General features: G+C 65.2%; 11 protein-coding genes. 3 read left to right on the forward strand and 8 right to left on the reverse strand.

Translation table 11 applies throughout. The features are described 5' to 3' along the window. Window position 1: 1 nt before the first annotated feature. The 4 genes from GW587_RS05605 to GW587_RS05620 all read right to left on the reverse strand — a co-directional run bounded on the left by GW587_RS05605 (window position 2) and on the right by GW587_RS05620 (window position 6182). Window positions 2-3181 carry an efflux RND transporter permease subunit gene (locus GW587_RS05605; RefSeq protein ID WP_166099708.1) on the reverse strand — a complete coding sequence of 1060 codons (3180 nt, stop codon included), beginning with the start codon at window positions 3179-3181 and terminating at the stop codon, window positions 2-4. A gap of 6 nt (window positions 3182-3187) precedes the next feature. Beyond that, a complete protein-coding gene (locus GW587_RS05610) occupies window positions 3188-4417 on the reverse strand; it encodes an efflux RND transporter periplasmic adaptor subunit (RefSeq protein ID WP_166099710.1) in 1230 nt (409 codons plus the stop codon). A gap of 72 nt (window positions 4418-4489) precedes the next feature. Beyond that, entirely contained in the window at window positions 4490-4984 is a 495-nt protein-coding gene (locus tag GW587_RS05615) for an alpha/beta hydrolase fold domain-containing protein (protein ID WP_229259330.1), read from the reverse strand. After that, window positions 4971-6182, reverse strand: a complete 1212-nt coding sequence (locus GW587_RS05620; RefSeq protein WP_166099715.1) for an MFS transporter — start codon at window positions 6180-6182, stop codon at window positions 4971-4973. The genes GW587_RS05615 and GW587_RS05620 overlap by 14 nt, the downstream gene beginning before the upstream one ends. A 128-nt stretch (window positions 6183-6310) precedes the next feature. On the opposite strand from GW587_RS05620, the gene GW587_RS05625 reads away from it, so the two are divergent. Together GW587_RS05625 and fliN are read left to right on the forward strand one after the other, a co-directional pair. Then, the gene (locus GW587_RS05625; RefSeq protein ID WP_166099717.1) at window positions 6311-6769 is read left to right on the forward strand and encodes a winged helix-turn-helix transcriptional regulator; all 459 of its coding nucleotides are present in this window, start codon (window positions 6311-6313) and stop codon (window positions 6767-6769) included. Window positions 6770-6774: 5 nt separating this feature from the next. Further along, entirely contained in the window at window positions 6775-7140 is a 366-nt protein-coding gene (fliN, locus tag GW587_RS05630) for a flagellar motor switch protein FliN (protein ID WP_166099720.1), read from the forward strand. A gap of 10 nt (window positions 7141-7150) precedes the next feature. Here the strand turns inward: fliN and GW587_RS05635 are convergent, their stop codons facing one another. Next, the gene (locus tag GW587_RS05635; protein ID WP_166099722.1) at window positions 7151-7756 is read right to left on the reverse strand and encodes a TetR/AcrR family transcriptional regulator; all 606 of its coding nucleotides are present in this window, start codon (window positions 7754-7756) and stop codon (window positions 7151-7153) included. 46 nt (window positions 7757-7802) lie between these two features. Further along, window positions 7803-8675, reverse strand: a complete 873-nt coding sequence (locus tag GW587_RS05640; protein WP_166099724.1) for an alpha/beta fold hydrolase — start codon at window positions 8673-8675, stop codon at window positions 7803-7805. A 147-nt stretch (window positions 8676-8822) separates the two neighbouring features. On the opposite strand from GW587_RS05640, the gene GW587_RS05645 reads away from it, so the two are divergent. Next, window positions 8823-9692 carry an alpha/beta fold hydrolase gene (locus GW587_RS05645; protein WP_166099726.1) on the forward strand — a complete coding sequence of 290 codons (870 nt, stop codon included), beginning with the start codon at window positions 8823-8825 and terminating at the stop codon, window positions 9690-9692. Between the two features lie 5 nt (window positions 9693-9697). On the opposite strand, the gene GW587_RS05650 is transcribed toward GW587_RS05645, so the two are convergent. Continuing rightward, window positions 9698-10114 carry a MarR family winged helix-turn-helix transcriptional regulator gene (locus GW587_RS05650; RefSeq protein ID WP_166099728.1) on the reverse strand — a complete coding sequence of 139 codons (417 nt, stop codon included), beginning with the start codon at window positions 10112-10114 and terminating at the stop codon, window positions 9698-9700. Between the two features lie 19 nt (window positions 10115-10133). Beyond that, window positions 10134-13925, reverse strand: coding sequence for a beta-galactosidase (locus GW587_RS05655; RefSeq protein WP_229259303.1), 3792 nt, complete (start codon window positions 13923-13925; stop codon window positions 10134-10136). Window positions 13926-13956 lie beyond the last annotated feature (31 nt).

A 13956-nucleotide genomic window follows, 5' to 3' on the forward strand; every position in this document is an offset into this window, starting at 1 on the left:
ATTAATGGCTCCCTTCGGTTGCAGGCGCCGCCAGCGGCGCGGCCTTGTTGCGTTCCAGCCGTTTGGCCAGGCTGCGCATCATCACGTAGAACACCGGCGTCAGGAACAGACCGAAGAAGGTCACGCCCAGCATGCCGCCGAACACCGCCACGCCCATCGCATGGCGCATTTCCGAACCAGGACCATGCGAGAACACCAGCGGCAGCACGCCCATGATGAAAGCGATCGAGGTCATCAGGATAGGACGCAGACGCAGACGCGACGCTTCCAGCGCGGCTTCAACGATAGAACGGCCATGGTCTTCCAGTTCGCGGGCGAATTCGACGATCAGGATCGCGTTCTTCGACGCCAGCCCCACCAGCACGAACAAGGCAATTTGCGTGAACACGTTGTTGTCGCCGCCGGTCAGCTTGACGCCGATCAGCGCGCACAGGATGGACATCGGCACGATCAGGATCACCGCCAGCGGCAGGGTCCAGCTTTCATACTGAGCCGCCAGCACCAGGAACACCAGCAGCACGCAGAGCGGGAACACATAGAACATCGTATTGCCGGCCAGGATTTCCTGATAGGTCAGGTCGGTCCATTCGTAGGCGACGCCTTTCGGCAGCACTTCCTGCGCCAACTTTTCCAGCGCGGCCTTGGCCTGGCCGGACGAGTAGCCCGGCGCCGGGCCGCCATTCAGGTCGGCGGCGACGTAGGCGTTGTAGCGCTGCACGCGGTCCGGACCATAGCTGTCAGTGACGCGCATCAGCGAGGACAGCGGTACCATGTCGCCCTTGTTAGTGCGGACCTTCAGGTTGGCGATGTCTTCGGCCTGCGAGCGGAACTGCGCATCGGCCTGGACCCGGACTTGATAAGTGCGGCCGAACTGGTTGAAGTCGTTGACATACACCGAACCCAGATTGACCTGCAAGGTCTGGTAGATGGTGGTCAGCGGCACGTCCAGCTGCTTGGCCTTGTCGCGGTCGATGTCGGCGAACAGCTGCGGCACATTGATCTGGAAGCTGGAGAACACACCAGCCAGCTCGGGCGCCTGACGGGCACGGTTCTGCAATTCCTGCGTCGCTTTGAACAGCGCGTCATAGCCCAGCGCGCCGCGATCTTCGATCATCAGCTTGAAGCCGCCCAGCGTGCCGAGGCCGCTGACCGGCGGCGGCGGCACCACCAGCACGAATGCATCCTCGATCGCCCCCATGCGCTTGTTCAGCTCACCGGCGATGGCCAGCCCCGACAATTCTTTCGTTTCGCGCTGGTCGAAGTCCTTCAGGCGGCTGAACTGGATGCCAGCGCTCGGCGATGCGGTGAAGTCGTTCACCGACAGGCCTGGGAACTGCACGGCGGCGCGCACGCCTGGGGTTTCGGCGGCGATCTTGCCCATGCGGTGGATGACGCCGTCGGTACGGTCCAGCGACGCGGCATCCGGCAGCTGCGCGATGTCGATCAGGTAGCCCTTGTCCTGCAACGGCACGAAACCGGAAGGCACCAGCTTGAACATCAGGCCGGCGGACACCGCCAGCAGCGCATACACCGCTACAGCGACGGTCTTGCGGCGCAGCGTGCCTTTGACGCCGCGTTCATAACGGATCGACGAACGGCCGAAGAAGTTGTTGAACACGGTGAAGAAGCGGCCGAACAGCTTGTCGATCAGACGGGTCAAAGCATCTTTCGGCGCGTGGTGCGGTTTGAGCAGCGCGGCGGCCAGGGCCGGAGCCAGCGTCAGCGAACTGAAAGCCGAGATCACGGTCGAAATCGCGATGGTCAGCGCGAACTGTTTGTAGAACTGGCCGGACAGGCCGGGCACGAAGGCGATCGGCACGAACACGGCGCACAGCACCAATGCGATGGCGATGATCGGACCGCTGACTTCCTTCATCGCTTGCACCGTGGCTTCACGCGGCGTCAGGCCGGAGGCGATGTTGCGTTCGACGTTCTCCACCACCACGATGGCGTCATCGACCACGATGCCGATCGCCAGCACCAGCCCGAACAGCGACAGGGTGTTGATCGAGAAGCCGAAGCCCAGCATCACGGCGAAGGTGCCGACGATCGACACCGGCACCGCCAGCAGCGGAATCAGCGAGGCGCGCCAGGTTTGCAGGAAGATGATCACCACCAGCACCACCAGCGCGATGGCTTCCAGCAGCGTGTGGATCACGGCGTTGATCGATTCGTGGACGAACTGGGTGGTGTCGTAGACGATGCTGTATTCCAGGCCGGGCGGGAAGTCCTTCTTCAGCGTTTCCATGGTGGTGCGCACGTCGGCCGCCATTTGCAGCGCGTTGGCGTTCGGCGCTTCGAAGATGACGATGGCGACCGCCGGCTTGTTGTCGAGGCGGGCGCGCAGGTTGTAGGCGTCGACGCCCAGTTCGATGCGGGCGACGTCGCGCAGCCGGGTCAAGGCGCCGTCGGCGTTGGTGCGCACGATGATGTTGCCGAACTCCTCGGTGCTTTGCAGACGGCCCTGGGTGCTGACCGTCAGCTGGAACTGGCTGCCCTTCGACGGCGAGGCGCCGATGGTGCCGCCGGCCACTTGCACGTTCTGCTCGCGGATGGCGGTGGTGACGTCGGCGGTGGTCATGTTGCGCGCCGCGATCTTGACCGGGTCGAGCCAGATGCGCATCGCATAGTCGCCGGAACCGTTCAGCTGCGCCGTGCCCATGCCGGGAATGCGGTCCAGCTGGTCCTTGACATTGAGCAGCGCGTAGTTGCGCAGGTATTGGTCGTCATACTTGCCGTCGGGCGAAGTCAGGTGCACCACCATGGTCAGGCTCGGCGACGACTTGACGGTGGTGACGCCGATCTGGCGCACCTCCTCCGGCAGGCGCGGCAAGGCGCGTTGCACGCGGTTCTGCACATCGGTCTCGGCCTGCGAGACCTTGGTGCCGATCTTGAAGGTGACGGTCAGCATCAGGTTGCCGTCGGCGGTCGATTGCGACGACATGTACAGCATGTTGTCGACGCCGTTGATCTGCTGTTCCAGCGGCGTGGCCACGGTTTCGGCGATCACTTTCGGATTGGCGCCCGGATACTGGGCGCGCACCACCACCGAAGGCGGCACCACGTCTGGATATTCGGCCACCGGCAGCTGGAAGATGGCGATCAGTCCGGCGACGAATATGATGATCGACAACACCGCCGCGAAGATCGGCTTGTCGATGAAGAAGCGCGAAAAGTTCATGATCGATTACGCCTTGGTTGGCGTGGCGGCCTTGACATCGGCGGATGTGGCGGTCTTGCTGTCGGCTTCCGGCGCGTTCGGATCGAAGTCCATGCCGACCATGTGCGGCGCCAGCGGCGCGCCCTGGTGCACGCGCTGCAAGCCGTTGACGACGATTTTTTCGCCCGGCTTCAGGCCGTCGCGCACCACGCGCAGGCCGTCGACCGCAGGGCCGAGCGTGACCAGGCGGTACTCGGCCTTGTTATCGGCGGAAACGATATAGACGAATTTGCGCCTCTGGTCGGTGCCGATGGCGCGGTCGTTGATCAGCACCACCTGGGTTTTCTCGCCGCCGATGGCGCCGCCTTGCAGCTGCACGCGGGCGAACAGGCCGGGCACCAGCTTTTTGTCCGGGTTGGCGAACACGGCGCGCATGCGCACCGCGCCGGTCTGGGTGTCGAGCTGGTTGTCGACGAACTCCAGCTTGCCTTCATGCGGGTAGCCGGTCTCGTTGGCCAGGCCGACGTGGACATTGATCTTCTGGCCTTTATGCACCGCTTCGCCGACGCGCAACAGCGTGTCTTCGTCACCGTCGAAGCTGGCGTAGATCTTATCGTCGGACACCACGGTGGTCAGCATCGCGCTCGGGTCGATCAGGTTGCCGATGGTGATCTCGGCCTTGCCGACGCGGCCGTCGATCGGCGAGGTGACGCGGGTGTAGCTCAGGTTCAGGCGCGCGTTCTCGGCCTGCGCCTCGGCGGCGCGGGCGTTGGCGTCCAGCTCCTTGAAGCCGGAGGTGCTGGCGTCCAGCTCGCGCTGGGCGATGGCTTTTTCCGCGAACAGTTTTTCTGCGCGGACCAGTTCGATCTTGGCCAGCTCCACCTTGGCGCGGGCGGCGGCCGCCGCCGCTTCGGCGCGGTTGGCCTCGGCCTGGAACGGACGCGGGTCGATGACGAACAGCACATCGCCCTTCTTGACGATGCCGCCCGGTGTGACGTTGACCGAAGTGATGAAGCCGCCGACGCGGGCGCGCACCTCGACGTGCTCGATGGCTTCCATACGGCCGGAGAATTCCTGGGTTTCGGTGATCGTCTGTTCGACCACGGCGGCGGCCGAGATCGGCGCGCCCGATGGGGCGCTCGCTTCCTTGGCCTGGCTGTCGCAGCCGGACAGTCCGACGCTGAAAATGCCTGCGGCCGCGACTGCCGCCGCCAGCGGACCGACCAGTTTCTTCACGTAGTGCGCTTTGTTATTCATGATGTACTTTCGGGATATGTTGGTCGGCCGATCCGGCCGGTTTATAGAGTTCTATTAACCACTAACTTTAGATTACATATAAACGCTAAAATTGGCAAGCCTTATTTCTTGAAAAAGTTCGTCTTCGGCCGGCATCAGGATCCGGCCGGCGATGGCCGGGCCGGCGCGGTCGCGCTGGATCAGGCCGTCGACCGAGCGCAGGGCGGCATCGGCGCCAACGCCGGCCACCAGCAATTCCGCCCCGCTCCAGCCGATGCGCAGGCGCCGCCGCGCGGCCCACCTCAGCACCGCGTAGGCCTGATCGGCAGCCGCCGGCATCGAGGGCGCCAGCGAATAGTCCGGCGCCAGGATCATCAGGCCGGGATCGGACTCGGCCAACCGGCGCAGCCGGCTGTCGTCAGCGTCCAGCTCGCCACCGTGAAAGAACACCAGCAGGCGCTCATGTTGCGCGGCGGCCGACGGCTTGCCGTGCAGACGCGGAAAGCGGGCCCGGCCCGCCGGCGCGCCGTACAGCCGCGCCGTCAGCGGCCCGGCCGCGCCCTCGATGGTGACGTCAAGCGTCAGCATGGCTGCCACGCTGGTCGATCCGGCCGACCACGACCACCATTGCGATACCCAGCGCGACGATGATCGCGCCCAGCCACATCGCGCTGTGCACGCTGACGCTGTTGACCGCAAGGCCGCCGACGAAGGAGCCCAGCGAAATCGCCGCCTGGAACACCGCCACCACCACCGCGCCCAGCGCTTCCGGCTTGTCCCTGGCGCCGCCGAAAATCCACAGCTGCGTGCTGACCGGCACCACGCCCCAGACCACGGCCCACACCAGCAGGCTGATCGAGGCGATCCACAGGTTGGCGCCGAACGCCGACAAGGCCAGCAGCGCCAGCAGGAACACCGTCATATTGCCCAGCACCGTGCCGTGACGGCTGCGCGCGGCCAGACCGCCGCCGAGGAAATTGCCGCCGATGCTGAACAGGCCATACACGAACAGCAAGGTGCTCAGCAGCTTGGTCTCGATCTGCGTCACTTGCGACAGGTAGGGCGCGATATAGGTATAGCCGGCGTACTGGCCGGCCACGGCGCAAGCCAGCACCACCAGCGCGGCGGCGTTGCGCGGCGACTTCAGCACGCCGGTCAGGTCGCTGATGCCGACGTGGTCGTCCATGACGATTTTGGGCAGATAAATCATCTGCAGCACCAGCACGATGACCGGGATCACGGTGGCGACGATGAAGGCGACGCGCCAGTCGAAATAGCCGCCGATCATCGAACCGGCCGGCACCGCCAGCACGGCGGCGATCGAAATGCCACTCATGACGGCGGTCGACGACACGTGCGCCTTGTCGGCCGGCACCAGCCGCGCGGCGGCGGGCACCGCCACCGCCCAGAAGCCGCCGAGGCCGACGCCGAGCACCACGCGCGCCGCGAACAGCACGATGAAGTTGGGCGCCAGCGCCGAGATCACGCTCGACACGATGGTCAGCAAGGTCAGGCCGATCAGCACCAGCCGGCGATCCATGCGGCCCGCCGCCAGCGCGGTGGCCGGGGCGGCGATGAAGGCCAGCAGCGCGGTGATCGAGACGATCATGCCGGCCGTGCCCTCCTGCACCCGCAAATCGCGGCTGATGCCGGACAGCAACCCCACCGGCAGCAACTCGGCAAACACCATGGCGAACGCGCCGAACGCGATCGCCAGCACGCCGAGCCATGACGTGCGGCTGATGGCGCCCCCCTCTTTTACTGCGGTTTCTAGAACGGCTGACATTGTTTTCTCCTTCGGGATTAAGTGGTTTCATAATTAAACTAGTTGGAGTGTAGTCGAACTGGTTTAATATGTAAACCAGTTTTGTGCTACCATCGGATCCGCATCTGCAATTTGTGAAGGAGAGCGAAATGAAACGAACAAGTCTGGAAGGCGAACAATGCGCGGTCGCGCGCTCGCTGGATATCCTCGGCGACTGGTGGACCCTGCTGATCGTGCGCGACGCGCTGGGCGGCCTGCGCCGCTTCGGCGAATTCCAGCGCAGCCTCGGCGCCGCCAAGAACATCCTGACCACGCGCCTGAAAACCCTGGTGGCGCAAGGCATTCTGGAGACGGCGCCGGCCTCCGACGGCAGCGCCTATCAGGAATATCTGCTGACGCAAAAAGGCCGCGACCTGGTGCCGGTGCTGATCGCGCTGGGACAATGGAGCAGCGACCACGTGTTCAAGCCGGGCGAGGTCGCGTTGGTGCCGCTGGATGCGGCGAACATGCAGCCACTGAAGCCGCTGCTGATCCAGGCCGGCGACGGCCGTCTGTTGAGTCCATCGGAAGTGCATTTCAATTCCGGGCTCGGCCCGCCGGCGGAGTAAGCGCCATGCGCCCCGCCCCGTTCACGCCCGCCGACATCGGCAATGCCGAATCGGCCGCGTTCACCTCGTTCGACAGGCCGCGCGGCGCGGCGCGTCAGGAGGCCGAGTCCAACGATCTCAGCGTGATCCAGGATATTCCCGTCAGGCTCAGCGTCGAACTGGGGCGCACCAGCATCACCCTGCGCAGCATCTTGCAGTTGACTCAAGGCAGCGTCATCGAACTGGACGGGCTGGCCGGCGAACCGATGGACGTGCTGATTAACGAATGCCTGATCGCACAGGGCGAGGTGGTGGTGGTCAACGACAAGTTCGGCATCCGTCTGACCGACATCACCAATCCGTCGGCGCGCATCCGCAGCCTGAAGAAATAACCGGAGCGGCTCAGGCCGCCAGCTCCTGCGGCCGCTTCGGCGCGCTGGCCAGCAGCAGGGCGACCGCGTCCTGCGCGTGATCGCGGATGGACTGGGCGCCGACCGGGTCGTCGATCAGCTGCGACAGCGTCACCGCCCCCACCGCGGCGGACACGATCGCATCGGCGACGCCGTGCGGCTCCGCGATGCCGAGACGCTGCGCCATTGCGGCCATGACTTCCATCAGCTGCAGGCGGCCTTCCATCGCCACCTCGCGGATATGCGCATCGGCATGGCGCAGCTCGCTGCCGAGATTGGCGAGTGGACACAGCGCGCCCGGCCCGCAGGCCTGGTTCAGGTACAGGTGCACGATGGTTTCGATGGCCTGCGCCGGCGCCATGCCCTGGATCGCCTCGCTGTAGAAGCGGAACAGCTCCTCGTTGGCGGCGCGGTTCGCTTCAGCGACCAATTGATCCTTGGATTCGAAATGGCGGTAGAAACCGCCCTGCGTCAATCCGGCCGCCGACATGACGTCGGAGATGCCGGTATCCGCCAGCCCCTTGGTCAGAAACAAATTCGACGCGATGGAAATAATGCGCAACCGGGTTTCCGCCGTGTCGGCCTTTGACTTTTTCATGCTGGGCTCCTCGTACACCTCAATTTAGAGCTTAATGGTACTCTAATTATGATTTTCCTGCCGGCGGTTCAAGGAAGTCGATGACCAGTTGCGCGAATTTCTCGGGTTGCTCCCACTGCATGAAATGTCCGGCGTCGCTCAACGGGACCAGATCCAGGCCGTTGCTGAAGCGTTTTTCCTGGCCGGCGAACATTTCCGGCCCGATGCAGCCGTCCTGCACGCCGTAGATGATTCTGGTGGGCACGCTCACGGCGGAAAAAATCAGCCGGCGCGACAAGGGACTAGCGATGCTGCGCGGCAGTTGGCGATACCACGACAGCGCGGCCTTGAGGCGCCCGGGCTCCAGATAGTTTTGCTTGAGCGGCCGCATTTCTTTTTCGCCGAAACGCCACGCCGGCGACCAGCCGTGTATCAGCGACTCCAGCCAGGCGAAGTCGTTGTTGACGATCTTGGCCTCCGGCAGCACAGGCACCTGGAAACCCAGCATATACAGCGAGCGCTTGATCTGGCGCGGTCCCATGCTCAGCAGGAAGTGGCCGGTGTGCGGCACCGCCGCCGTGATCAGCCGCCGCACCCGCTGCGGCGCCAGATTGGCGGCGGCGTAGCCGGTCACGGCGCCCCAGTCGTGTCCGACCACCGAAAACTGCTCGGCGCCCAGGCCGTCCGCGAGATCGATCACGTCCTGCGCCGACGCCTCGACGCGGTAGTCGCCGTCGCGCGCCAGGTCGGACGGCGCGTAGCCGCGCAGCGCCATCGCCACCGCCCGATAACCGGCTCCCGCCACCAGATCGAGCACCGGGAGGAAGCCCCGGTAGGTATCGGGAAAGCCGTGGACGAAAACAACCAGCTGCCCCTCGCCCCGACTGACATAGCCGATATTCATGCCGTTTCGTGGATTACGGAAAGATTGCTCGGTCATCTGCGCTCCTAGGGTTGTCGGCCAGATTAGATTGTACACGGACGCTAAAAATAGCGATACCGATGAAAAACCGCTTGCAATCGGAATTTTACGGGCATATACTCGTTTCATTGCGGGCATATACCCATACATTGAAAGGTAACGATCATGAGCAACCATCCACACTTTGAAGAACACCGCGTCGATCGCGGCCAAGGCAACATCTATGTGCGCGACTACGCGGGCAGCGGCCCGGCGTTCGTGATGATGCACGGCTTCCCCGACAATCTGCATATCTATGACGAACTGGTGCCGCATCTGGTGGCCGGCGGCCGCCGCGTCGTGACCTTCGACTTCCTCGGCTTCGGCGCATCGGACAAGCCGGCCGGCGCCCGCTACAGCTTCGCGCAGCAGGTGGGCGACCTGCACGCCGTGGTGCAGGCGCTGCATCTGGATAAAATCATTCCGGTCGCGCACGACTCGTCCGGTCCGGCGGCCCTGAACTACGCGGTCGATTATCCGCAGCATGTCGCCGGCGTGGTGGTGCTGAACGCGCTGTACGGCGAAGCTCCCACCCTTAAGCATCCCGAACTGATCCAGCTGTTCGCGACCCCGGAACTGAAAGCGCTGACCGGCAAGATCCTGCAAACGCCGCAGCAATTCGCCTGGGTGCTGAACTTCCAGCGCGATAAATTCCAGGAGGGCCTGAACGAATCGCAGAAGGACTTGTATGTCAACTTCCTCGGCCCGCTGATCGACGGCAATTTCCGCAACCAACCGAGCTCGGGCCCGGCGTTCGCGCAGATGACCGGCCAGCTGTTCGCCGAAGAGGCGCGCAACACGCTGCGCCGGGACGAGGTGCGGGCGCTACAGGTTCCGGTTCAATTGATCTGGGGCGAGACCGATCCCTATCTGAACACCGGCGTCGCGGAAGATATCCTGTCCCACCTGCAAAACGGCCAGTTGCACAAGCTGCCGGCCGGCCATTGGGTTCAGCTGGACGCGCCGCAACAAGTGGCGGCGCTGATGCTGAAATAAGCGCCTCAGCCTGCCGCGTCGCCTTCCAGGTTCTGGAGCAGCGCGCGCAGGCTGGCGCTGCCCTCTTTGCCCAGTCGTTCTTCCAGTTCCTGCTGCGCCTGCTCCCACAGCGGCGCGGCGGCGGCCAGCACCGACTGCCCCTGCGCGGTCAGCGCTACGGCGGTTTCGCGGCCATCGCTGCCATCTCCCAATGTCAACAGTCCGGCTTTTTCCAGCACGCGCACATTGCGTCCGATGGTGGAGCGGTCAAGGCGCAACCGCGCGCCCAGCTCGGTCAGCGCCAGCGGTTCGTGGGCAGCCAGCGTTTTCAGCAGCGTGAACTGGGCCGAACCGATGCCGGCGGTGCCGACGGCGGCGTCGTAACGGGCGGTGATCTGCCGCGCGGCGCTGCGCAGCGCGGTGTTGTAGCAGAAGGTTTTCATGGAAGCGAGTATATACCCCTTATTTTGCGCCTGCAAGGCTGGACGCGTCCATGATCTCCAGCGGCACGCCGCCGCGCACCGTGCGCAGGTTGACCAGCTTGACCGGCTCCAGCGCGTTGCCCGGCTTGCCATCGGTCGTCACCGCCAGCGCGATGGTGTTCGGGCCGTTGGGGTTGAGGATGCCGGGCGGCAGGATGAACGTGCGTTGTGGCCCGATGTTCGAGGCGAACTGGCCCATGTTCCAGCCGTTGATGAAGATGAGCGCGCGCGTGTCACGATCGGAGCGCGGCTGGCTGGTGTCGCCGAACGCCAGGCCGAGTTGCACATCGTGGCCCTTCGGCAGGTCGAGCTCGAAGCTGGTGCGCAGCCAATAGGTGCCGGCGGCGGGTGGCGCGTCGGTGGTCTTCGCCGCAGTCCAGCCTTGCAGCGGGCCGGGCAGATGCCAGCCTTCGCGTTCGCCGTAAAGGCCGCCGTTGTTCATCGGCCCGCGCGTCATGTCGGCGATGCTCTCGCCGCCCAGGTTGCCCTGGATGCGCCATGCGATCGGCACCGCGAAACGGGCGCCGCCGCGCGAGCTCAGCGAGGCCGAAATCAGGCCGCGCGCTTCCTTGTGATAGTCGTCGGCCATCAGGTTCCAGTTGTGCGAGTTGTTGCGCACCATGACCGAGATCAGGTGCTCGCCCTGCGTCAGATCGCCGAGGGCGAACTTGACGCTGTCGGTCGTTTCGGGAAACGAGCGGCCGGTGTCCAGCTCGTTCTGGCCGAGGAAGCGGCCATCGATCCAGGCCTGGATCATGCCGGCGCCACCGCCGCCGTAAAACAGTTCCAGCCGATTCGCCTTGACGCCGGACAGCTTGAAGCGGCCGCGATACCAGACGTCGCCATGGTGGAAACCGTAGTCGCTCATGCTCAGCGTCGGCTGGCCGCGCTCCGGGCCGGTCCAGGTTTGCGCGGCCGATTCGCGGCCATCGGCCTTGATCCAGGCGGCATCGTCGAAGCCGGGCTGCGCTTCCGGGCTGTCCATCTTGCGGCTCCAGCGCAGCGCCGCCAGGTCCGGCAGGCGGATCGCGTCCGGCCCCCGCACCGCACCGGTTTTGAGGCTGCCGTCGGCCTGCGCGGTCAAGGCCAGCGCCTCGCCGTTGAAGCTGACCGCCGCGCCGGCCGCCGCGCCCCAGACTTCCAGCACGGCGTCCTGGCTGGTATCGCCGGTCAGCGCCAGCCGGTCGCCTTCGTAGCGCGCGGAGCGCACCAGCGCGGGCGTCATTTGCAATACCGCGCCGCGCGCCGTGTCCTGGCGCCACATATTGAAGCTGGTCTTTTCGTCCGCCAGCAACAGCAGCAACGGCGCCCGCCCGCCGCCGCTGATGCGCACGCGCGCCAGGCCGTCATGAATATAGGTCAGTTTGAGATCGCCCTTGGCGGCATCGAACGCCGAGTCCACCCGGCCGGACAGCACCTCGACGGTCGGCGCGGCGGCGTAGCGCAGCACGGTCTCGCCCTCCTCATTGTCGCGGCCGTGCAGCAGCGCGATGTCGCGCCCGTCGTCACGGAAATGCGTTTGCAATTCGGAGCTGGAATACACCAGATGATTGCGCTCCAGCGCGTAGGAAGCCAGCAACAGCTTGCCGTCCTGGCCGTTGACCCGCACCGGGACACGATACACGCCGTCCCTGGTCGACAGCTCGAAGCTGCCGCGCTCGTCGGTCAACGCATCGGACGGATTGTGCACCGCGAACAGGATGTGCGTGCCCGACTTCGGGTTGACGTTGTGATAGAGCTTGATGCGGTCGTTGCTGCCCTTCAGCTCGGGCCCCTTGTCCATCTCGGCCAGCGCCTGCTCCGCCGCCTGGACGAACATGCCTTGCTGCTTGAGCGCGTAGGCTTTCTCGCGCAGTCCACGGTCCTCGGAGATCGCGGCGCCGTAGTCGTAGGAAGTGTAGACCACCGGCCCCGCCATCCAGCCCCACGACGTGCCGCCGAAGGTCATGTAGATATTGTGGATGCTGATGCGGTTGATCAGGTTGGTGCCGTAGAACACGCGCTGGTAGCCCTTGCCCTGCCGCTGCGCGGTGCAGCCATAGGTGCCGTTCGATCCCCAATAGTCGAACCAGCCGCCGCCCAGTTCGGCGGCGAAGCCCGGCGTCGCCGGCGAGGTCAAGGCGCCGGCCTTCGGCGCCGGCTTGCCGTACATGCCCCAGTCGCCGGCGCGGTTGGGACCGGACGGGTCGGCGAACACATTGCACGGTCCGCCCGGATAACCATCGAACGCATACAGATCGGTCGGGCCCTGGTTGGCCCACGGCGCGCTTGAAGCCGCCGGCGTCCAGTCCGGCAAACGGCCGGCCGCATTGTGGAAGAACGGCACGCTGATGCCGTCGGCGCGGGCCTTGCGCGCCAGGTGCTCCATATGACGCACATGTTTCGGCTCCACCTTGCCGAGTTCGTTTTCCAGTTGATAGGCGATGACGTTGCCGCCGCCGGTGGTGATCTGGTGCCGCGCAATGATGGCGTTAATCTGCGTCATCCACTCGTCGGCCGCGTTCGAATACACCGGATCGTCGGTGCGCGCCTCGGCGCGGTTGCGGAACATCCAGCCGGGATAGCCGCCGCCGGTCAGCTCGGCGTTGATGTAGGGGCCGGCGCGGGCGATGATGTACATGCCCTCTTCCTCCGCGATCCGCAACGCCCGCTCGACGTTGCGCACGCCGGAGAAGTCATACACGCCGGGCGCCGGCGAGTGGTAGCCCCAGTCGAAATAGAAGGCGACGCCGTTGAAGCCGGACGCCTTCATCTTCTGCATCACGTCGCGCCACAGCGAAGGGTTCGGCAGCCGGAATGGATGGATCTCGCCCGACCAGACCATGACGCGCTTGCCGTCGATGCTGAGCGAATGCTGGTCCCAGCCGACCTTCTTCGGCACACCCTTGGGTTTGGTCGCGGCGATGAAGTCTTGCCGCGCGTCCGCGATGACGGTGAAGTGACCGGCCACGCCGGAGACGCCGCCGACCGGGCTGCGCGGCGTCCAGCCGCCGAGGGCGTCGTCGCCATCCGAGTACCAGGCATGGCGGCCGTCGGCGTCGGCGAAGTAGACGCGCCAGCCTTGCGGCAGCTTGACCAGCGTCTGGCCGCGCCGCCCCTGCCCCCAGCGGGCCCAGTCGTCGCGGCGCGTCAGCGTCCACGGCCCGGCCAGCGAAGTGGCGCTGGCCAGTTCGATGAAGCCGGTTTTCTGGTTCGCGGCCAGGGCTTTGTAACCATCGGCGCTCGCGACCACCACGGTGTCAAGATAGCCAAGCAGGCCTTGCATCGGCTGGGCTGCGGACCACTGGCTGAAGTCCGCGTTCGGCGCGATGATGTGAGGACTGAAGGCGCCGCCGGTCGACAGCGAGACCACCACCTTGAGGCTGCCGTCGCGGTCGCGCAGCCATTCCGGCGCGCGGGTGCCGGACACGCCCGGCAGGCCGATCGCCACCGCGCGCATCGGCTCCCAATGCGTCAGATCCTTCGAGCGCGTGATGCCGAACTCGGCGCCGTGGTCGGCGCTGGTGTAGACCACGTAGTAGTAGCCGTCGCCATGGCGGATGATCGACGGATCGCGCAGCTGGCCGCGCGCTACGGCGTAGGTTTCCGATGCCAGCGTGGTGAAGCTGGCGCCGTCGGTGGAGGCGAACAGGCTGAGCGCATTCCGCGCGCCGGCGGTGAAGCTCGACATCACATACATTCGCTCCTGCGCCATGCAGGTCGACGCCAACAAGGCGCAGGCGGCGAACAGGATACGAGCGAACCAAGGGCGGCGGCGGGCGGTTGAGACCAATGTTTTCTCCTGCATGGCTGAGGTAGACGAG

Source organism: Duganella aceris, assembly GCF_011090165.1.
In the GTDB taxonomy this organism is placed as follows: domain Bacteria; phylum Pseudomonadota; class Gammaproteobacteria; order Burkholderiales; family Burkholderiaceae_D; genus Rugamonas; species Rugamonas aceris.

What these genes read in the sequence shown, in the direction of transcription:
- GW587_RS05605 (WP_166099708.1), bottom strand. Translation starts at nt 3,181, where the DNA reads ATGAACTTTTCGCGCTTCTTCATCGACAAGCCGATCTTCGCGGCGGTG.
- GW587_RS05610 (WP_166099710.1), bottom strand. Translation starts at nt 4,417, where the DNA reads ATGAATAACAAAGCGCACTACGTGAAGAAACTGGTCGGTCCGCTGGCG.
- GW587_RS05615 (WP_229259330.1), bottom strand. Translation starts at nt 4,984, where the DNA reads ATGCTGACGCTTGACGTCACCATCGAGGGCGCGGCCGGGCCGCTGACG.
- GW587_RS05620 (WP_166099715.1), bottom strand. Translation starts at nt 6,182, where the DNA reads ATGTCAGCCGTTCTAGAAACCGCAGTAAAAGAGGGGGGCGCCATCAGC.
- GW587_RS05625 (WP_166099717.1), top strand. Translation starts at nt 6,311, where the DNA reads ATGAAACGAACAAGTCTGGAAGGCGAACAATGCGCGGTCGCGCGCTCG.
- fliN (WP_166099720.1), top strand. Translation starts at nt 6,775, where the DNA reads ATGCGCCCCGCCCCGTTCACGCCCGCCGACATCGGCAATGCCGAATCG.
- GW587_RS05635 (WP_166099722.1), bottom strand. Translation starts at nt 7,756, where the DNA reads ATGAAAAAGTCAAAGGCCGACACGGCGGAAACCCGGTTGCGCATTATT.
- GW587_RS05640 (WP_166099724.1), bottom strand. Translation starts at nt 8,675, where the DNA reads ATGACCGAGCAATCTTTCCGTAATCCACGAAACGGCATGAATATCGGC.
- GW587_RS05645 (WP_166099726.1), top strand. Translation starts at nt 8,823, where the DNA reads ATGAGCAACCATCCACACTTTGAAGAACACCGCGTCGATCGCGGCCAA.
- GW587_RS05650 (WP_166099728.1), bottom strand. Translation starts at nt 10,114, where the DNA reads ATGAAAACCTTCTGCTACAACACCGCGCTGCGCAGCGCCGCGCGGCAG.